The organism is Allopontixanthobacter sp. (genome assembly GCF_034376665.1).
Lineage (GTDB): Bacteria > Pseudomonadota > Alphaproteobacteria > Sphingomonadales > Sphingomonadaceae > Allopontixanthobacter.
Genome location: NZ_JAXMJI010000114.1, coordinates 1 through 18575, shown reverse-complemented (window position 1 = coordinate 18575; position 18575 = coordinate 1). Strand labels below are relative to the sequence as shown.

The window sequence follows — 18575 nt, the reverse complement described above, 5'->3', positions numbered from 1 at the left end:
TCTCGGTTTCGGCCATAGACGATCAGCTTGGCGATCATGCTGTCATAATAAGGCGGAATTTTGTAGCCGGCGTACAAGCCGCTATCGACCCGCACATGCATCCCGCCCGCCGCGTGATAGGCGGTGACGAGGCCGGGTGAGGGCGTGAAGGTGAAGGGGTCCTCCGCGTTGATCCGGCATTCGATGGCGTGGCCCTTGAACTCGATATCTTCCTGCTTCACCGACAGCGGCTTGCCATCGGCGATGCGGATCTGTTCGCGCACCAGATCGACGCCGGTGATCATTTCGGTAACCGGATGTTCGACCTGCAGGCGGGTGTTCATTTCGATGAAATAGAATTCGCCATTTTCCCACAGGAACTCTATGGTGCCTGCGCCCCGATAACCCATGTCGGCCATCGCTTTCGAACAGGTTTCGCCCATCCGGTGGCGATCCTCGTCGGAAATGACCGGGGAGGGCGCTTCCTCCAGCACTTTCTGGTGGCGGCGCTGGAGCGAACAGTCACGTTCGCCCAGATGGATCGCGTTGCCTTCCCCGTCACCGAACACCTGGAATTCGATATGCCGCGGATTTCCGAGATATTTTTCGAGATAGACGGTGGCGTCGCCAAACGCGGCCTTCGCTTCGCTGCCCGCCTGTTTCATCAGCGTTTCAAGCTCGTGCGGGCCGGTGCAGACCTTCATCCCGCGCCCGCCGCCGCCCGATGCCGCCTTGATGATCACTGGATAGCCGATTTCGTCCGCGATCTTCGCTGCTTCCACCACGTCTTCGATCGCGCCATCGGAGCCGGGGACCAGCGGAATGCCGAGCGCGCCTGCGGTCCGCTTGGCGGCGACCTTGTCGCCCATGGTGCGGATATGTTCGGGCTTGGGGCCGATCCACTTGATGTCGTGCGCTTCGACGATCTCGGCGAATTTCGCGTTCTCCGACATGAATCCGTAACCGGGGTGGATCGCATCGGCATGGGAGATTTCGGCGGCGGAGATGATTGCCGCCATGTTGAGATAGCTTTCGCTGGCGGGCGGCGGGCCGATGCACACCGCGTGATCGGCCAGGCGCACGTGCATGGCTTCGGCATCGGCGGTGGAATGCACCGCCACTGTCTCGATACCCATTTCATGCGCGGCGCGGTGGATGCGCAGGGCGATTTCGCCGCGGTTGGCGATCAATATCCGGCTGATTCCCATGGTGTTCGCCTTACGCGATCAGGACCAGCGGCTGGTCGAATTCGACCGGCTGCGCGTTGTCGACCAGGATCTCGACCACCGTGCCGGCGCGGTCGGAAGTGATCGGGTTCATCACCTTCATCGCTTCCACGATCAGCAAGGTATCGCCCACGGCAACCTTGTCGCCCGCCTTCACGAAGTTGGGCGCGCTGGGATCGGCGGCGAGATAGACGGTGCCGACCATCGGCGATCTTAGTGCGCCTGCGTGATCCGGCAATGCGGCTTCGGCCGGGGCAAGGACGGGGGCAGCAACCGCAGCAGCCGGCGCCGGGGCAGCCATCGGCGCAGCCAGCGCGCCGCGCGCAACGCGGATCTTGCGTTCGCCATCTTCGACTTCGATTTCGGTGAGCCCTGTCTCGCTGAGCATATCGGCGAGTTCGCGGACAAGCGCGGTATCAACATTCATACCGGGTTTGCGACCTGCGGCGGATTTTGTGTCGGACATGAAATGCCTCTTGTTGCAATTAAGCGCCTGCCTATGCGTTGCGGGCAGGCCGCTGGCAAGGGGGGAGGGGGCAGTTTGATCGGACAGCTAGAGCGCCGCCGCCGCCTCCAGCGCCACGATATAGCTGCGCGCACCGAGTCCCTCGACGGTCTGCACCGCCGCCATGCCGACATAGGAAAGATGCCGGAACGGCTCCCGCGTCTTGGGATCGGACAGGTGCACTTCGATCACCGGAGTACGGACCGCGCGGATCGCATCGAGCAGCGCGATCGAAGTATGGGTATAGGCCCCCGCGTTGAGCAGCACCGCCTTCGCGCCCTCCGCCTGCGCTTCGTGCAGCCAGTCGACAAGGTGCCCCTCATGATTGGTCTGGCGGACATCCACCGCCACGCCGAGTTCTCGGGCGCGGTCTTCCAGCATTCCGGCAATATCGTCGAGCGTGTCGGACCCGTAAATCTCCGGCTCCCGCATCCCGAGCAGGTTGAGATTGGGGCCGTTGAGAACGTAGATCGTGTCAGTCATGCTGTCCGGATAGGCAGCTTACGATGTAAACTCAACAAAAGCGGTAATTCCGGACACGGCGACTTAGCTGACGTTCTGCTAACGGCACAGATGGTTGGCGCCAAAGATCAACCAGGGTTAGACAGTGGGGTGTGCTCCATGCGGATTCGTTCTGAATTGCCACATGCGGCGAGCGTTAATTGAGGTATGTATGATCCGCCATTCCATTGCTTGTCTCTTTCTCATTCTTGTTTGGGATACCTCAGCACGAGCAAATGAGATTATTGGTCCCAACTGGAGTTCAAATCGAATACTGGACCTCAGAGACCAAACTCACGACGACGCTATTGTTTTCGACGTGCGATCCGACGTCAGGACGAGTGTGAATCCAGCAGTCGTCACATCCGGCATAGTTCGGCTGGCAGATGATTTTGATTACGTCAGCTTAGGCGATGATCGGACTATTACCGATTATAGACACTGCCGAGTTTTCAGCTGGAAAGTCTCGGAAACTATTTTTGCAAACCACAGCTGTTTCGCTGGTCCGGCATTTCGTAAGATGGAGTTGCAAAATCGCCTTTATCTTAGCAAGGTTCTGAATGAAGTTGACCCCAAAGCTGGTCAAGAACTTGGTTTTGCAGATGCGATTTGGCTGGAACAGGAATTTGCCACGCAAGTTTCGCCATCGGATCCTTTGTCATTGTTGAAGACGGAGAATGGATTGGAGTGGCGGTTTGGCGACCAAATTGTCGCGACCCTAAGTCAAGAGGGGTTTGCGTTTGACGCAAAGGAGAGGCGGAGGTTCGCACGATATCTATCACGGCACATCAACCTGCACCCACAAGTGCGTGAAGCTATCCTTGATCAGGGTATCTTTCCTTCCACCATCAAGATTGTGCAGAAAAATATCGAGGGGGAGAGCGTTGAGACTTTATCCTTCTCACCTGCGCGGCGCAGGCCCGTTGGCTATCCTCTAGCTCCCGATATGACATCTGGCACGGTCGAGCGTTCGCAGGGCGTGGGCCCGCAAGCCGAAGGGCTTGGGCGAACACTCAGCGTGATCGACGGGACTACCTCGGCACAAAAACCAACCTTTCAGGAATTGCTTATCGCAATTGAAACCCAGGCGAAGGTGGGAGAATCTTTGGCAGCTACACTTAAGTTCTTGGAGATGACCCAACTTTACGGAGCGCAGCTTTATGCTCAGCCAGCTATGATGGATGAACTACGCCGAATTATGCCTTCAGTAGCGCCATTGCTTGAAGCCGGAGATGGCGCGAACTTTTGGGCCGCATCCAACCTTGCCGGAAATAATGGAACAGGAAAGGAGAGAGAAGCTGCCGCCGCATATCTAATTGGCGCGACAAGTCTGGATGAACTCGATTTTGGCACATTCCGCTTCGTTACGTTTGCCAATCTCGTGCGTTCGTCTAGCGATTCGGCGGACTGGGACAGTGCCAGTTTTAAGAGAGCTCCTTCTCTAACCGACGCATATTGGATTCACATTGCAGCCCAACCCTGGAGCAGTAATACGTTCAAGGATTTGGGCGACCATCATTACTCACAATTTGAAACCTTTGCCGCTTGGGAGGTTTGGGACTTAGGCAGAGCTATCGATCCCGATTGGCAAGGTGGATCAATGAAATCGCTTGAGGATTTTGAGAATGCTATCAAGGCTGCAATGGCGGACTGTTTTTAATCTGGCCTGCTTCAATTAGAGCTTTGGTTGTTGCAACCCAACGGCAGCTAACCACCACAAGCCAGACAAACGCGCTGCTCCGAAACTTCCACAACAGCGGACATCACTCTTCACCTGTGCCGAAAACGCCTTCGCTATTGGTCGACACCCTTGATCTTGCCCCATTGGCGGGCCGCCGTATATCCGAGGTAGCCGGTGCCGAACAATGCGTAGAGCGGTTCGGGCAGGCCGCCGAGGTAGGAATTCATGCCCGCCGCGATATCCTGGGCCATGGCCGGCTTGAACGCGGCGAGCACGCCCATCGGGAGTGCCCAAAGGATCATCACATACATTACATAGAGGAAGCTGGGACGGGCACGGCTGGTCCACGGGTCGGCGGAATTGGCCTCCGCCACGATTGCGGCCATGCGCGCTTCGATGGTTTGCAGTTCCTGCGTGCCTTCCAGCTTCATCAGTTCCAGCTTCGCCCGGGCGCGGGCCTCCTTGTCCGGGATGATCTTGTCGATGATCGAGGCGATCGGGCCGATAAGCGATTCGAGAAGTGGCATGGGGCTCTCCAACAGTGCAATTCGCGCTGTCGGATAGCCAAATCGGTTCGTGTAGGAAAATTATTTATCCAGAATGGCGGTCCGGATACTCATCGGGACCTGATCACGGCTGCGCCACACTTTCGGCGGGAAATTCACCGCTCCGTTCTGTCGCCGCCGCATCGGGATAGCGGGCCATCAGCGCCCTGACGACACCGTTCGTCCAGCCAAAGCCATCCTGCACGGGATACTCGCCCCCGCCACCGGGACGGCGCTGCTCGACATCGTATTTCTCGAGCATCTTGCCGGTATTGCGGTAGGCAAGGTCGGTAGTTTCGAGGAAGCGTTCGGCGATATCCCGCGCGAGTTCCTCGTGCCCGTAGCGGCCGAGACCGGCAACGGCGACCCACTGCAAAGGAGCCCACCCGTTGGGGCTGTCCCATTGCTGGCCCGTCTTGCTGAGCGTGGTGCGCAGCCCGCCCGTCGCGAGCAAGTCACTGCGCGTTGTTTCGGCCACCGCCGCGGCTTGCTGCGGTGTCGCCAGCCCGACGAACAGGGGATATAGCGTCGCCGCCGAGAGCACCGGTGTGACCTTCTTTTTCTGGCTATCCCAATCGGCGAAGCGCTTTTCCCCGGCGACCCACAGATAGCGATCCATCGCCATCCTGCGTTCGGATGCGCGAACGGTGAATTCACTCGCACAGGAAAGATCGACAAGAATGCCGCAGCGCCGGGCGATGTTGGTTTCCAGGCTCCAGAGCAGGCTGTTGAGGTCGATCGGCACAATCCTGGTCGTCCGCACGCTCTCCAGGCTCTGCGTATCGTCCAGCCAGCGCGAGCTGAAGTCCCAGCCGCTTTCTGCCCCGGCGCGCAAATCGCGGTAGACCTCGGCTGCCGGGCGTTCGCTCGCCTGAGCGGTGGCGACGTCCTCCGCATAGGATTCGTCGCGGGGGGTTTCGCGATCGTCCCAGTAGCGGTTGAGCAGACTGCCGTCGGGCATCCGCACCACGCGCTCGCAGGCGCTTTCCCGATCGGGGGCGGCGCCCAGGCACTGCGTACCGCGCATCCAGAACGCGTGCTCGGTGCGCAGGGCCGCGAGCCCTCTGCGGGCCGAAAGCGAAGTGCTGTCACCGGCCGACAGGTCGAGCATAAGGGCAAAGAACGGCGGCTGGGAACGGCTCAGATAATAGGTGCGGGTTCCGTTGGGGATGCGCCCGAAACGTTCGAGCAGGCTTTCGAAATCCGCCAGCATGCCTTCGATCAGCGCATGTTCGCCATCCTCTTTCAGGCCGAGCATGGTGAAGTAGCTGTCCCAGTAATAGATTTCGCGGAAGCGGCCTCCCGGGACAACATAGGGTTCGGGCAGCGCGATGGCCGATGACCATTGCGGCGGGTCCAGCGGCGGCCGCGTCAACACCGGCCACAGTGCAGCGATATGCGCGTCGATTGGCCGGTCCACATCGATCGATGGGGGAGCGGGGGGCGGCTCTGGCAGCTGGAAATTATCGCGCACGAAGCGCTCGAGTTCGTCGCGGCCCGGCGGCCGCGACTCCCGGGAATCGGCGAGGATCGCCGCGGGGGGCCGCTTGGGAACGGCATCGACGAAAGTCTTGCCGTCCCCAAAGACGCGGCCAAGCTGGACCGCCTCGAACAGCTCGCCGTAAAGCTCGGCAGGCGGCGGCGGCGGTGCCGCCGCCGCGCTGACCAGCAGCGCAGCGAACGGCAGACCTATACGCTGAATCAGCTTCACGCCGCCCTCAGAAGCGGATCGACGTGCTGGCCCTGAACGAACGCCCGAGAATGGGCCGAGCCAGGATAACCCCCGAACCCTGCGACCCGATGAGGCGCGGATTGCCTTCCGTGAGCCCGATCTCGTTGGTCAGATTGTCGCCGGTTACCTGAACCCGGATGCGATCGTTGAATTCGACCGAAATGCCGGCATCCCACTCGGTATAGCTGGGCAGCAGTTGCTGGTTTTCCGGATCGGAGAAGCGATCGCCGATGAATTCGAGCGACGTGAACACCGCCACGTCGAAGTCCCCGAAGTCGTGCTCGTAAACCGGAGAAATGCGTGCCTGCCATTCGGGTTGACGCTGCACGCGATTGCCGGTGAGGTCCACCCCGCTGGCAAAGAAATCCTGGAATGTGGCGTCGAGGTAAGTTCCGGAGAAACCAATCGTGAAGCCCTCGAACGGCCCCACGGCCCCTTCCAGTTCGACACCGAAGGTTTCGGCCCCGCCGATCGCTTCCACGCGATCGCCACCGACGATCCGGAACGTCGAGAGACCTTCGAACTCGTTGTAGAACACGGTGCCGTAGAGGCGCACGACGTCGGTCGAAATTTTCACGCCGCCTTCGATGCTATCGACCTTGCGCGTCTGATCGAGGCCTTCGCGAAGATTGTCGAAGAAGGGGAAGATATGCCCCTGGCTGTAGCGGGCGAACACACCGACGGAGTCGGAGAAATCGTAATTCGCGCCGACCGTGAAGGAGACTTCATCGCCTTCGAACTCGATGGTCTGGAACGTGCCGTTCAGCACGGCGGTGCCGTTGTTGAACAGGGTGTTCGGATTGTTGTCGGTATCGACCCCGAAGGTGTTGTTCTCGAGCACTCCGTCGACGCTCGTTTCCTGCCAGCGGATGCCGCCGTCGATCCGCAGATCGGGTGTGATCTGCCATTCGTCGACGAGGTAGAACGCGATGTCCTCGCCATCGTAATCGGCATTGACGTTGAAGAAGCTGCCCTGGACGAACCCGTCACGGGTGGCGGTCCGGCCATCGGCGAGCACCAAATCGAGCCGCCGTGCATTCTCTTCGGCGGTCAGCAGCAGCCCGTTACCGAGATTCCAGTCATCCTTCGACGAATAGCTCGAATAGTAGAAACCGCCGGTGAGTGTGTTGGTGCCGAAGGTGAATTGCAGCGAAAGATCGTTGACGAAGGCGTCGATGTCCTTTTGCACCCGCCAGAGACCGGATTGGATCACTTGCTGGTTGGGATCTGCGGCTGCGCCAGTGCTGGCAAAGGTGAGCGAGCCGATTGTGCCCCCGAGGCCGGCGGCAAAGCTCGCCGCGGTTTGCGGCGGCCCCGCCGGGACGAGCCCGTTCGTATCGGCGTCGCCGTTCAGATAGCTCGCGCGTTCACGGATCTGGATATTGTCGGTGAGTTCGTAATCGAAGTTCAGGCCGAAATTGACGACCTGCGCACCGCGTCCATCGGCCAGATCGATCGACGTCCCGTCATTGAGAGTGCCGCGGCGGGTTTCCGGTCCGGCAAGCGTGCCGGTGCCGGCATCGAAGCCGGGAAATTCGCTGATGTCGTCGCCATCCTGGATCACGGGAATCGGCAGCAGCCACTGGCCGAAATCATCGAGATACCGGCCAAAGACAAGCAATTTGCCGCGGTCGAACCGGTGTTCGATATTGGCGCTGATCTGGCCTCCGCGTTCCGCAGTGAAGCCGGCGTCGCGGATGCCGTCACCTTCGCGGTAGAAGCCGCCAACCATGAAGCTGGTGTCGGGGCCGATAGGGCCTGAAACATAGGCATCACCCCGGATGTCGCCGAAATCCGTGACCTCAACCTTGCCAAGGCCCTCGAATTCGGAGCCACCTGTCTTCTGTACAAAGTTGACGGTCAGACCGGGCTGCCCCGAGCCGAACAGCGCACCGGTGCCGCCGCGAACCGCTTCAACCCGGTCGAAGGTTTCGTCGATCCGGATGAGCTGGCTGTTCTCGAGGAAGGAGAGCGTGGAGGGCGGGAAGAACGGAACCCCCTGCTGCTGGATGGTGACGAATTCGGCGTCGCCCCCAGAAGGAAATCCGCGCACGAAGATGTTGGCGCCGTTCTGGCCGCCCGAACTTTCGGCAGATACGCCGGGAATGATCTTGAACAAGTCAGCCGTGCTGGACGGAGCGATCTGCTTGATGGCGTCGTCGCTGATCGTGGTCACCGCAAAGGCCGCATCCTGCCTGCGCATACCGGCGCCGGCGGTGCCGATAACGACGATCACGTCTCCTCCACCTTCCTCGGCAATGGGTTCGACCCCCGCATCGGCTGCGTCCTGTGCGGTTTGGGCAAGCGCTCCACTCGGCAGCAGCATCAGTGCTGGAAGGGCGACAGAGGCAAGGAAGTTCAAGGTACGCAGACGGCTCATTAAGTATTCCTCCTGATCAATTGATCCCCCTCGTTCGTACCGACACGCAATTCGGTTACAAGGTGCGAAATAAAGGCCGGATCGCATGTATCACAAGGTTGGCTATTCCCAAAGCCGGTCGGCGCGCGCCATTCCGGGTTCAGGCCCTTCCGGTGGCCGCGCTCCCGCGACCTTTATTTATCGCGATCTGATGATGTGCCTGGAGCTGGGCCGCTATCGCCGGCTTCGGGCAGACTGGCGGAACCGGAAGATGGCGGTTGGTCACGCTGGATCCAGGCGGTTTCCACGACGTGGCCGATGCCGACAAGCGCACTTCGCGCCTTGACGACGAGAAACGATGTTTCTTCTCGACAGAGCTATTGAATCCACTGGTCGGGACGAGAGGATTCGAACCTCCGACCCCCACACCCCCAGTGTGATGCGCTACCAGGCTGCGCTACGTCCCGAACCGGTGGAGCGGGCGCCTATATGGCGGTTGCGATGACAAGGCAAGGCTTGCGAACAGGTTCCCGGCCGGAGCTGCGGGAATGCAGGCTTTGCCGCGTTGCTCTGGCCAGACATAGATGCTAGGCCAGCGCTTCTATCGCCGGGAGTGCGGCAGGGAGCGCATCAACTTGCGTTTCCGGTAGGCGCTCCCCACCTAGCTGCTTCACGATGAACAGGGTCCTTCGATGATTGATTTTCTTGCCGCAGCGGCCAGCGCAGAAGCGCCGCCTGCCTGGATCCAGTTCCTGCCGCTGGTCGGCATGGGGCTGATTTTCTGGTTCCTGATCATTCGCCCGCAGATGCGCCGGCAGAAAGAACACGCCACCAAGATTGCCGCCATCAAGCGCGGTGACCAGGTGATTACTGCCGGCGGATTGCTGGGCAAGGTCGTGAAGGTCGACGATGCCTATGCGGAAATCGAACTGGCGCAGGGCGTCCGCGTAAAGGCGGTCAAAAGCACCATCGGTGACATCGTACCGCCTGCCGGTGCGGCAGCGAACGACTGAGCGAAGGCACCACGATGCTCGAATTTCCGCGCTGGAGAAAAATCTGGCTCTGGTCGATCACCCTGATCGCCATCGCCTGCGCGCTTCCCTCGATTTTCTCGATTGGCAATTTGCGTTGGCCGGATGTGTTGCCGGAGCCAACCGTCAATCTCGGGCTCGATCTGGCCGGGGGCAGCCACATCCTGCTGGAAGCAGACCCGGCACAGGTGGCCGAACAGCGTCTCGAAAACATGGAAGAATCCGTCCGTTCGCTAATGCGCCAGGCGGAACCGCGGATCCGCATCGGTGATGTTTCGACCAGCGGCAACCAGCTCGGTTTCATGGTCGAAAGCGCCGCCGACGTGGACCGGGCTCGCGAATTGCTGTTGCCGCTCGTCAATGGCACTGGCCTGACCCGCGAATGGAACCTGTCGGTTGTCGACGAGACGCGCTTTACTCTGGAACCCACCAGTGACGGCATCAGCAATGCGGTTACCGACGCGATGGACAGCGCCACCGAAGTGGTCCGCAAGCGGATCGATTCGCTCGGCACGCGCGAGCCCACCATCATCCGGCAAGGCGATAACCGCATTGTGGTGCAGGTTCCGGGCCTCCAGGATCCGGAACAGCTCAAGGCCCTGCTCGGCCAGACCGCCAAACTGGAATTCAAACTGGTCGACCTGACCGCGCTGCCTTCCGACGTGGAGCAGGGCATTGCTCCCCCGGGAAGCCAGATATTCCCCTATGCCGAAGGGAGCGACTTTGCCGGTTCCTCGATCGCCGTTCGCCGGCTCGGCGGGATCAAGGGCGATTCGCTGACCAACGCGCAGCAATCGGTCGATCCGCAGACCAACGAAGCGGTGGTTACGATCACTTTCGACCAGCAGGGCGGGGCCAAATTCGCCAAGCTGACAACGGAAAACGTGAACAAGCCGTTCGCCATCATCCTGGACGGCAAGGTGCTGTCGGCTCCCAACATAAACGAACCGATCCGCGGCGGCACCGCCCAGATTTCCGGCAATTTCACTACCGAAAGCGCCAACGCGCTGGCTATCTCGCTGCGTTCCGGCGCGCTGCCGGTCGATCTGACCGTGGTCGAGGAACGTACCGTCGGCCCCGACCTCGGAGCGGATTCGATCCAGAAGGGCTTGCTCGCCATGGGTATCGGATCGCTGCTCGTGATCCTGCTGATGGTCTTTACCTATGGCCGCTTCGGGATCTACGCCACGGTTGCGCTGGTGCTCAATGTGCTGATGCTGCTGGGGATCATGGCCGTGCTCAATACTACACTGACCCTGCCGGGCATTGCCGGTTTCGTGTTGACGATCGGTGCCGCGGTGGACGCCAACGTGCTGATCAACGAACGTATCCGCGAAGAGCGCAAGCGGGGCCGCCGCGTGGTAGCCGCGATCGAAAACGGCTACAAGGAAGCCAGCCGGGCGATTTACGATGCCAACATCACCAATTTCATCGCGGGGGTGCTGCTGTTCATTTTCGGCTCCGGCCCGATCCGCGGATTTGCCGTGGTGCTGATCATTGGCCTGTTCACCAGCGTATTCACCGCCGTCACCCTGACCCGCCTGTGGGTCGCCGGCTGGCTGCGCAAGGCGCGTCCGCAAGACTTGCACATCTAAGGGGATAAGGGACCATGCGACTGCTGAAACTCGTTCCCGACGATACGAACATCAAATTCCTGAAATACCGGATGCCGTTTTACGTCGTCAGTCTGCTGCTGATTGCAGCGAGCTGGGCGTTGGTGATGACCAAGGGCCTCAATTACGGCGTGGATTTCGCCGGCGGGCAGGAAGTTCGTCTGACCTTTTCCGAACTGGAAGAAGCGCCGATTCCGTCGCTGCGCGAACAGATTGGCGCGCTGGGATATGGCGATCCGGTAATCCAGCGCTTCGGTGACGCGAACCAGGTATCGATCCGCGTTCGTTTGCCGGAAGATGTCGAGAACACCCCCGGCGCGGCAACCGCGATCGGCAACCAGGTCATTTCGACGATCGAGTCCAGCTACGAAAACGTGATCCGCGACGGCAACGATACAGTGTCGGGCAAGGTGGCGGGCGAATTCCGTGAAAAGGCCGTGCTGGCGCTGCTCGCTGCGATGCTGGCGATTTCGCTGTATATCTGGGTGCGGTTCGAATGGCAGTTTGGTGTCGGCGCGCTGTTCGCATTGGTTCACGACGTTTCGCTGACGCTGGGGATGTTCGCGCTGTTCCAGATGGAATTCAGCCTGCAGATCATCGCTGCAATTCTGGCGATCATCGGCTATTCGCTCAACGATACGATCGTGATCTATGACCGTATTCGCGAGAACCTGAAAAAATACCGCAAGATGCCGCTGCCGGAACTGCTCGATCTGTCGGTGAACGAGACCTTGGCCCGTACCGTCATGACCTCATTGACCCTGCTCATTGCGCTGATTCCGCTGCTGCTGTTCGGACCCGCCAGCCTGTTCGGCTTGGTTGCGGCAATCACGCTGGGGATTTTCGTGGGAACGTACAGCTCGGTCTATATGGCCGCGCCGATCCTGATCTGGCTGGGCGTAAATTCGAACAGCTTCATCCCGCAGGAAAGCGTGGCGGACAAGCAGGAACGGATCGCGCGGGGCGAATCCTGAGGCGCTCTCAGGCGCGGATCAGGCGGCTGTAATAGTCGGCAAGGGATGCGGCGTTTGCGGTCCAGCTGAACTGTTCGGCCATTCGCGCCACGTCTTCTCGGGCCGGAGGATTCGCCAGGATTTGCCGGACGCCGCGCGTGACGCCTTCCACGCTGCGTTCGGCGATCAAACCGGCCTCGGGACCGGTTACCACCTCGCGGGCACCCCCGACATCGCAGATCACCAGAGGTGTGCCGCAGGCCAGCGCCTCCACCCATGCATTGGCGAGCCCCTCATGGGAGGAGGGCAGCACCATGGCGTCCGCAGCCGAAAGGATGACCGGCAACAGGTCATGATCCACGCTGCCCAGGAAATGGACCCGGTCCGTCACACCCAGATCCCGTGCCTGCGCGCCCAACCGCGCGCGGTCTTCGCCCTCTCCGACTAGCAGCAATTGCGCTTCGGGCAGATGGGGCAGGCTGGCGATCACCAGTTCCTGGCCCTTGCGCGGGGTCAGGGCACCGACTGAGGCGAGCAGAGGCTGGTCATCCGACAGATTCAGGCCGAATTCCTCGCCCATCCGCCGCCGGATGCCGGAATGGTCCAGCGGGCGGAACCGGTCCCGGTCGAGGCCGGTGCGGTTGAGCGAAATCTTGCTGCGCTCCATCCCGAGCCGCACCATATCGTCGCTCAGAGCATCCGACACGGACAGCAACCCGGCGGCCTGACGAGCCGCGGCCAGCATTGCGCGCCGGGCGAAATTGCGCTGGCCCCAATAGGAAATATCCGACCCCCGCGCCTTGATCGACAGGGGCAAGCCCAACTCGCTCGCGATACGCGCGGCGGCGGGACCATCAGGATAGAAGAACTGCGCGTCCACCAAATCGAACGGTGCCTCTGCGTGCAGCCGCGCTGCGAGCGCGCGCACCGATCGCGCGATGAGCGCGGGATTGAACCGTGCACCGAATCGCGGGATCAGCGGGAAAGTCGGGCGGTAGACTTTCACGCCGCGTTCGGTCCCGCTCGTCGCGGCAGCGGCCGCCGCGCGGTATTTCCCGAATGCGACGGGGGGCACTCCGATAGGGTTGATCAGGGTAACGTCCCAATCGCCGCGGGCGGCCAGCGCCTCCAGCGACCGGGCGACGAAAGTGCCGAAGCGCGGTGCATGGGAATTGGGATACAGCGTCGCAATCGACAGCAGGCGCTTCATAATTTGCGGACCAACATCTCTGCCACCGCGATCCACGGTGGATCGTCCACCACCTGCTGCTTCTGTCCCGCGCCCGGCGGCAGAATGCCCACCAGCGTGCCCTGGCGGTCAATCAGCCGGCCGAAGGCAAAGCGCCCGCCTTTGCGCGGAACCAGGACATCGCGGTTGATCGCACGCGCGGCTTCATCGGGGTTGATCTGGCGCAGCCATATCTGGTCGCCGGGCCGGTATTCGCCGGATCCCGTTTCAACGCTGAGCACCATCAACGGCCGGTCACCGCCGAGCTCGGTCGCCAGGATGGCATCGCGCGGACTGCGCAGGGCCTCCGGTCCGGACGGGCCGAGGGTCGCAACGATCTGGGGATGAGCGGATGCTTCCGACCGGACCAGCAGCTCCGGCTCGATCTCCAGCGCCGCCGCGATCCGGTCCATCCATTTGATCGACAGATTGCGCATTCCGGTTTCGAGGCGGCCGATGGTCTGGGCGGTCGTCGGCGGATCGCAAGCCTCCGCGAGATCGGCCAGGGTCCAGCCCTTTTCCTTGCGAATATCCCGAATACGGTTGATCACCCGCACATCCCCTTTAACCAAATCGGTTTCTTCTTTCCTACAGACGGTTCGTTTTGGCAAGTGCCGATTCGTTGAGATATTCCAAGGGGAACTGCCATGCGCCGCCAATTGTCCGAACGCGAATTGACCGCCGAGGGGCCGCGCAGGCGGGTCGGCAGCCGTGTGACCGGGAGCCGCAGCGTAACCGTCAATCTGGCCGAATCCCCACTCTCGTGGCTCCACGCCCGCGGCCATCTTGACGACCGGCTGTATGATGCGAGCGAGCGGCTGCGGGCGGATTACGAACGTGCCAGCCTCGGCGCGTCGGTGACCATGCGGTGGGATGCGGTGCGGATCAGGGGCAGCGGAGACAGCGGACTTAACGCAACCGAACGCCAGATGGCGGCCAAGGCGCGCTTCGACGGCGCGATGGCCGCTGCGGGCAGCGGATTGTCCGACATCCTGTGGCGCGTGGCCTGCGGCTGCGAAAGCCTGCCGGACGCGGAAAAGGAATTGTCCTGGCCGGCGCGCAGCGGCAAGCTGGTGCTGAAACTGGCGCTGGAGCGGGTGGCGGATTTCTACCGGATCAGCTGAGCGTCCGGCGAACCCTCGCGCGCAGCACTGGCAGCACCTCTGGCTCGAACCACGGGTTCCGGCGCATCCAGATCGTGCTGCGCCACGAGGGGTGCGGCAGCGGCAGGAAGTCGGGCAGGAATTCGGCGAAGCGTCGAATCCGCTCCGTCATCGTCCACTTTGCGGTGTCCGGTAGGTAATGCGCCTGCGCATAGCTGCCGACCAGCAAGGTCAGGCGATTGGCCGGAAGAACGTCCATCACCAGGCCATGCCATCGGGGCGCGCATTCCCGGCGCGGCGGCAGGTCACCGCTGGCGCCTTTGCCGGGATAGCAGAACCCCATCGGGACCAGCGCGACCGCCGCGGGATCGTACATCTGCTGCTTCGACAGTCCGGTCCATTCGCGCAGCCGGTCGCCGCTGGCATCGTCCCACGGAATTCCGCTCTCGTGCACTTTCGAACCGGGCGCCTGACCGATGATCAGCAGCCGTGCTGTGGCGGAAAATTGCGCGACGGGCCGGACACCGCGGGGCAGGTGGGCCGCGCAAATCCTGCAGGCGGCGATTTCCTCGGCGAGCTTACTCACCCTTCGGCCATCTCCGCCAGTTCCAGCCAGCGTTCTTCTGCGGCCTCTTTTTCAGCGCGGGCGTTTTCGATGCCCTGGCTGATATTGGCGAATTTCTGCGGGTCGGCGGTATAAAGCGCCGGATCGGAGAGAATTGCCTCGCCCTTGATAATGGCCGCTTCCAACTCCTCGATCCGCGCCGGAAGCTGCTCGTAATCGCGCTGGTCGCGGTAACTCAGCTTGGCGCTTTTTGGAGCAGTCGGAGCGGGCGGGGCAGGGGCTTCCGACTTGCCCGACCTGGACTTGCCCGGCTCGGCGCGCTTCGTGCGCTGCGCTTCCCAATCGGCATAGCCACCGGCGACAATGTCCACCGTGCCGCTGCCGTCGAGGCCGAGCGTGATCGTCACCGTCCGGTCGAGAAAGTCGCGGTCGTGGCTGACGATCAGGACGGTGCCTTCGTAATCGGCGATGACTTCCTGCAGCAGGTCGAGCGTTTCCAGGTCGAGATCGTTGGTCGGTTCGTCCAGCACCAACAGGTTCGATTTGCGCGCAAATTCGCGCGCCAGCAGCAGGCGCGAACGCTCGCCGCCCGACAAAGTGCCGACTTTCGTATCGACGAGACCCGGTTCGAACAGGAATTCCTTGAGATAACCCTGTACGTGCTTGCGCACCCCGCGCACGTCGATCCAGTCGCCGCCTTCGGCCACGATGTCGCGCACGGTCTTGTCCGGTTTCATCAGGCTGCGCTGCTGGTCGATCATCACCCCGGTCAGCGTCTTGGCGATAGTCACAGTTCCGCTGTCGGGTTCCAACTCGCCGGTCAGCAGTTTGAGCAGGGTGGTCTTGCCCGCGCCGTTCGATCCGACCACGCCGATGCGGTCGCCACGCTGGATGCGCAGGGTGAAATCCTTGATAATCGCGCGGTCGCCGAAGCTCTTGGAAACCTTGTCCGCAACGATCACCGATTTCGACTTGTTGCTGTCGTCCGCCGACAGCCCGAGCTTCGCGGTTGCCCCCGGGGTGATCATTGCGGCGCGGACAGCACGCATCTTGTACAGCGCCTCCAGCCGGCCCTGGTTGCGTTTGCGCCGTGCGGTAACGCCGCGTTCCAGCCAATGCGCCTCGATCTTCAGCTTGGCATCCATCCGGTGCGCGTTGCGCGCTTCCTCGGCATAGACCTGTTCTTCCCACGCCTCATATCCGCCGAAGCCGACATCCTTGCGCCGGATGGTTCCCCGGTCGAGCCAGATGGTCGCGTTGGTCAGACGTTTGAGGAAAGTCCGGTCATGGCTGATCACCACGAAGGCACCCTTGTACCGGGTCAGCCAGTCCTCCAGCCATTCGATTGCGGCCAGATCGAGGTGGTTGGTTGGCTCGTCCATCAACAGCAGGTCGGGGTCCATCGCCAGCGCGCGGGCGATCGCGGCGCGGCGGCGTTCACCGCCGCTGGCACCCTCGGTCGGCGTGGACATGGCGATCCCGAGCTGGTCCGCGATAGCCTCCACCTCGTGTTCCGCAGGGGCGTCGGCACCCGACAAAGCGAAGTGCATCAGCGTCTCATACGGCGCGAAGTCGGGTTCCTGTTCCAGCACCACGATCTTCGTGCCGGGCTTGACCTTGCGTTCCCCCTTATCCGCCTCGACCTGGTCCATGATCATCCGGAACAGCGTGGTCTTGCCAGCGCCATTGCGACCGATCAGCGCCAGCCGGTCGCGCGGGCCGATATGCAGATCGAGCCCTTCGAACAGCCAGCGGCCGCCCTGCTGAAGGCCAAGCTGCTCCCAGCTGAGGATCGGAGGTTGCGCCATGGGCGCGGCGCTTAGCGGGGCGGGGGCGCGCGGTCCAGCATACAAACATCAATCCGGAACATCACAGTTCATTCGCGCGTAATGTATCCGGGCACATGCCCCCGCCCAGACAACAGGAGTTTGTTTCATGAAGAATTTCCTTATTCCCGCACTGATGCTTGGCGCGGCTGCAATCCCGGCTTCCGCGGCCGAGGTGCAGATCCAGGCCACCGGTCCGGTGGTCGAACTGTCCGTCAACGAAACCGTGAAGGCGAAGCCGGACCTTGCCACGATCAGCGCCGGCGTTTCGACCGAAGCCCCCACGGCGGTGGCCGCCATGCGCCAGAATGCGAGCGAAATGGATGCGGTGATAAAGCGGATCAAGTCGCTCGGTATCGCCGACCGTGACATCCAGACCTCCGGCATCAACCTGAACCCGCGATACGATTACGATCAACCGACACAGCGGCAGGTCTTCCGCGGTTACTCCGCATCCAACCGCGTCAGCGTGATCCTGCGCAAGGTTCCGGACACCGGCAAGGTGCTGGATGCGCTGGTCGAAGCGGGCGCGACCGACATCGGCGGCCCGCAGTTCTCGATCGACGATGATACCGCGGCAAAGGCGCAGGCCCGCAAGGCCGCGATGGAGCGCGCGCAGGCTCAGGCGCTCGAATACGCCAATTGGGCGGGATATACCGGGGTCCGCCTGCTGGAAGTGAGCGAGAGTATCATGTTCAGCCCGCCCATGCCGATGATGGAGCAGGCAATAATGGTAACCGGTTCGAGAGTGAAGACACCGGTCGAACCCGGCATGGTCGGAACCGGAGTCAACCTCACCGTGAAATACGAAATGACTCGCTAGCACCTGAAATCGGCTTAACCGCGGCAGCAGGGCGCATTCACTCCTTGTTCAATGCCTCCGTCTTAGACAAGGTGGCATCATGACCAAGACACTCGCCCTCCTGCTCGCGGCTACGCTGATGACGACCGCCATTGCTGCGCCGCCCGCGCTGGCGCAGTCGCGTGACGACCAGGGCGAAGCGCGCAAGGAAATGAGGGCCGGCAATGTTCTTCCCTTGCGGGAAATCGAGCGGCGCGTGGTCTCTCCGCTCAAGGCACAGGGGCATGAATATCTCGGCCCCGCCTACGATTCCACCGCGATGGCGTACCGCCTGAAATTCATCAAGGACGGGCGGGTCAGCTTTATCGACGTCGATGCCCGAACCGGCCGGATTTTGCAGCGCAGCCGGTAAATCATTGGCGCAAACGGCGCAAAAGTCCTTCCTTTCCGCAACCGCGCGTGTTGACGCGTTTCTCACAAAAGCCCACTTAGCCTTAACGCCATTGGGCTCATTATTAGGGGAATTGGTCAGCATGCGGATATTGATCGTCGAGGATGAACCCACTCTCGGCCTGCAATTGAAGTCCACTCTGGAACAAACCGGCTATGCGGTGGATCTGTCCGTCGATGGCGAGGACGGGCATTATCTCGGCAGTACGGAGGATTACGATGCCGTGATCCTCGACCTCGGCCTGCCGGAAATCGACGGGCTGACGGTGCTGGGCATGTGGCGCAAGGAAGGCCGGACATTTCCCGTACTGGTCCTGACCGCGCGCGACAGCTGGTCGGACAAGGTCGCCGGGCTCGATGCCGGGGCCGACGATTATCTCGCCAAGCCGTTCCAGACGGAGGAACTGATCGCCCGCCTGCGCGCGCTCATCCGCCGCGCCTCGGGCAACACCTCGTCCGAACTGATGGCCGGCGAT

18 protein-coding genes and 1 tRNA gene are annotated in these 18575 nt (G+C 61.7%); 8 read left to right on the top strand and 11 right to left on the bottom strand.

Going from position 1 to position 18575, the window contains the following annotated elements:
* The 3 genes from accC to U0988_RS12815 form a co-directional block, all read right to left on the bottom strand.
* Positions 1-1187 (bottom strand): acetyl-CoA carboxylase biotin carboxylase subunit (accC, locus tag U0988_RS12825; protein ID WP_322293021.1); only part of this gene is annotated, 1187 nt, incomplete at its 3' end.
* 10 nt (positions 1188-1197) lie between these two features.
* Positions 1198-1671, bottom strand: coding sequence for an acetyl-CoA carboxylase biotin carboxyl carrier protein (gene accB / locus U0988_RS12820; RefSeq protein WP_322293020.1), 474 nt, complete (start codon positions 1669-1671; stop codon positions 1198-1200).
* A gap of 87 nt (positions 1672-1758) precedes the next feature.
* Positions 1759-2193, bottom strand: a complete 435-nt coding sequence (locus tag U0988_RS12815; RefSeq protein WP_322293019.1) for a type II 3-dehydroquinate dehydratase — start codon at positions 2191-2193, stop codon at positions 1759-1761.
* A gap of 190 nt (positions 2194-2383) precedes the next feature.
* Between U0988_RS12815 and U0988_RS12810 the strand changes: the two genes are divergently transcribed.
* A complete protein-coding gene (locus U0988_RS12810) occupies positions 2384-3871 on the top strand; it encodes a hypothetical protein (protein WP_322293018.1) in 1488 nt (495 codons plus the stop codon).
* Between the two features lie 134 nt (positions 3872-4005).
* On the opposite strand, the gene U0988_RS12805 is transcribed toward U0988_RS12810, so the two are convergent.
* The 4 genes from U0988_RS12805 to U0988_RS12790 form a co-directional block, all read right to left on the bottom strand.
* On the bottom strand, positions 4006-4419 hold the full coding sequence (locus U0988_RS12805) for a holin family protein (protein ID WP_322293017.1): 414 nt from the start codon (positions 4417-4419) through the stop codon (positions 4006-4008).
* 103 nt (positions 4420-4522) lie between these two features.
* Positions 4523-6148: an alpha,alpha-trehalase TreF gene (gene treF, locus U0988_RS12800; RefSeq protein WP_322293016.1), complete on the bottom strand. Its 1626-nt coding sequence runs from the start codon at positions 6146-6148 to the stop codon at positions 4523-4525.
* Positions 6149-6155: 7 nt separating this feature from the next.
* The gene (locus U0988_RS12795; RefSeq protein ID WP_322293015.1) at positions 6156-8549 is read right to left on the bottom strand and encodes a TonB-dependent receptor; all 2394 of its coding nucleotides are present in this window, start codon (positions 8547-8549) and stop codon (positions 6156-6158) included.
* Between the two features lie 369 nt (positions 8550-8918).
* A tRNA-Pro gene (locus U0988_RS12790) sits at positions 8919-8995 on the bottom strand.
* 225 nt (positions 8996-9220) lie between these two features.
* Here U0988_RS12790 and yajC point away from each other — a divergent pair.
* From yajC to secF, 3 genes are read left to right on the top strand one after another with little or no spacing between them, the layout of a single operon-like run.
* A complete protein-coding gene (gene yajC, locus U0988_RS12785; RefSeq protein ID WP_322293014.1) occupies positions 9221-9541 on the top strand; it encodes a preprotein translocase subunit YajC in 321 nt (106 codons plus the stop codon).
* 14 nt (positions 9542-9555) lie between these two features.
* Entirely contained in the window at positions 9556-11154 is a 1599-nt protein-coding gene (gene secD / locus U0988_RS12780) for a protein translocase subunit SecD (protein ID WP_322293013.1), read from the top strand.
* A gap of 14 nt (positions 11155-11168) precedes the next feature.
* On the top strand, positions 11169-12146 hold the full coding sequence (gene secF, locus U0988_RS12775; protein WP_322293012.1) for a protein translocase subunit SecF: 978 nt from the start codon (positions 11169-11171) through the stop codon (positions 12144-12146).
* 7 nt (positions 12147-12153) lie between these two features.
* Here secF and U0988_RS12770 read toward each other — a convergent pair whose 3' ends face one another.
* Both U0988_RS12770 and U0988_RS12765 read right to left on the bottom strand, forming a co-directional pair.
* Positions 12154-13335 carry a glycosyltransferase gene (locus U0988_RS12770; protein WP_322293011.1) on the bottom strand — a complete coding sequence of 394 codons (1182 nt, stop codon included), beginning with the start codon at positions 13333-13335 and terminating at the stop codon, positions 12154-12156.
* Complete coding sequence (locus U0988_RS12765) at positions 13332-13904, bottom strand: helix-turn-helix transcriptional regulator (RefSeq protein ID WP_322293010.1); 573 nt, start codon at positions 13902-13904, stop codon at positions 13332-13334. Before U0988_RS12765 ends, U0988_RS12770 begins: the two co-directional genes overlap by 4 nt.
* A 96-nt stretch (positions 13905-14000) precedes the next feature.
* Between U0988_RS12765 and U0988_RS12760 the strand changes: the two genes are divergently transcribed.
* Positions 14001-14477 (top strand): DUF6456 domain-containing protein, encoded by a 477-nt coding sequence (locus tag U0988_RS12760; RefSeq protein WP_322293009.1) that lies wholly within the window; start codon positions 14001-14003, stop codon positions 14475-14477.
* On the opposite strand, the gene U0988_RS12755 is transcribed toward U0988_RS12760, so the two are convergent.
* Positions 14470-15042, bottom strand: a complete 573-nt coding sequence (locus U0988_RS12755) for a uracil-DNA glycosylase family protein (RefSeq protein ID WP_322293008.1) — start codon at positions 15040-15042, stop codon at positions 14470-14472. The two genes, U0988_RS12760 and U0988_RS12755, sit on opposite strands and share 8 nt — an antisense overlap.
* A complete protein-coding gene (locus U0988_RS12750; RefSeq protein ID WP_322293007.1) occupies positions 15039-16829 on the bottom strand; it encodes an ABC-F family ATP-binding cassette domain-containing protein in 1791 nt (596 codons plus the stop codon). Before U0988_RS12750 ends, U0988_RS12755 begins: the two co-directional genes overlap by 4 nt.
* A 127-nt stretch (positions 16830-16956) precedes the next feature.
* Between U0988_RS12750 and U0988_RS12745 the strand changes: the two genes are divergently transcribed.
* The 3 genes from U0988_RS12745 to U0988_RS12735 form a co-directional block, all read left to right on the top strand.
* Positions 16957-17670: an SIMPL domain-containing protein gene (locus U0988_RS12745; RefSeq protein ID WP_322293006.1), complete on the top strand. Its 714-nt coding sequence runs from the start codon at positions 16957-16959 to the stop codon at positions 17668-17670.
* A gap of 79 nt (positions 17671-17749) precedes the next feature.
* Positions 17750-18061: a PepSY domain-containing protein gene (locus tag U0988_RS12740; RefSeq protein ID WP_322293005.1), complete on the top strand. Its 312-nt coding sequence runs from the start codon at positions 17750-17752 to the stop codon at positions 18059-18061.
* 121 nt (positions 18062-18182) lie between these two features.
* Positions 18183-18575, top strand: a 393-nt coding sequence (locus tag U0988_RS12735; RefSeq protein ID WP_322293004.1) for a response regulator transcription factor, incomplete at its 3' end; no start/stop codon positions are given.

What these genes read in the sequence shown, in the direction of transcription:
- accB (WP_322293020.1), bottom strand. Translation starts at nt 1,671, where the DNA reads ATGTCCGACACAAAATCCGCCGCAGGTCGCAAACCCGGTATGAATGTT.
- U0988_RS12815 (WP_322293019.1), bottom strand. Translation starts at nt 2,193, where the DNA reads ATGACTGACACGATCTACGTTCTCAACGGCCCCAATCTCAACCTGCTC.
- U0988_RS12810 (WP_322293018.1), top strand. Translation starts at nt 2,384, where the DNA reads ATGATCCGCCATTCCATTGCTTGTCTCTTTCTCATTCTTGTTTGGGAT.
- U0988_RS12805 (WP_322293017.1), bottom strand. Translation starts at nt 4,419, where the DNA reads ATGCCACTTCTCGAATCGCTTATCGGCCCGATCGCCTCGATCATCGAC.
- U0988_RS12795 (WP_322293015.1), bottom strand. Translation starts at nt 8,549, where the DNA reads ATGAGCCGTCTGCGTACCTTGAACTTCCTTGCCTCTGTCGCCCTTCCA.
- yajC (WP_322293014.1), top strand. Translation starts at nt 9,221, where the DNA reads ATGATTGATTTTCTTGCCGCAGCGGCCAGCGCAGAAGCGCCGCCTGCC.
- secD (WP_322293013.1), top strand. Translation starts at nt 9,556, where the DNA reads ATGCTCGAATTTCCGCGCTGGAGAAAAATCTGGCTCTGGTCGATCACC.
- secF (WP_322293012.1), top strand. Translation starts at nt 11,169, where the DNA reads ATGCGACTGCTGAAACTCGTTCCCGACGATACGAACATCAAATTCCTG.
- U0988_RS12770 (WP_322293011.1), bottom strand. Translation starts at nt 13,335, where the DNA reads ATGAAGCGCCTGCTGTCGATTGCGACGCTGTATCCCAATTCCCATGCA.
- U0988_RS12760 (WP_322293009.1), top strand. Translation starts at nt 14,001, where the DNA reads ATGCGCCGCCAATTGTCCGAACGCGAATTGACCGCCGAGGGGCCGCGC.
- U0988_RS12750 (WP_322293007.1), bottom strand. Translation starts at nt 16,829, where the DNA reads ATGGCGCAACCTCCGATCCTCAGCTGGGAGCAGCTTGGCCTTCAGCAG.
- U0988_RS12745 (WP_322293006.1), top strand. Translation starts at nt 16,957, where the DNA reads ATGAAGAATTTCCTTATTCCCGCACTGATGCTTGGCGCGGCTGCAATC.
- U0988_RS12740 (WP_322293005.1), top strand. Translation starts at nt 17,750, where the DNA reads ATGACCAAGACACTCGCCCTCCTGCTCGCGGCTACGCTGATGACGACC.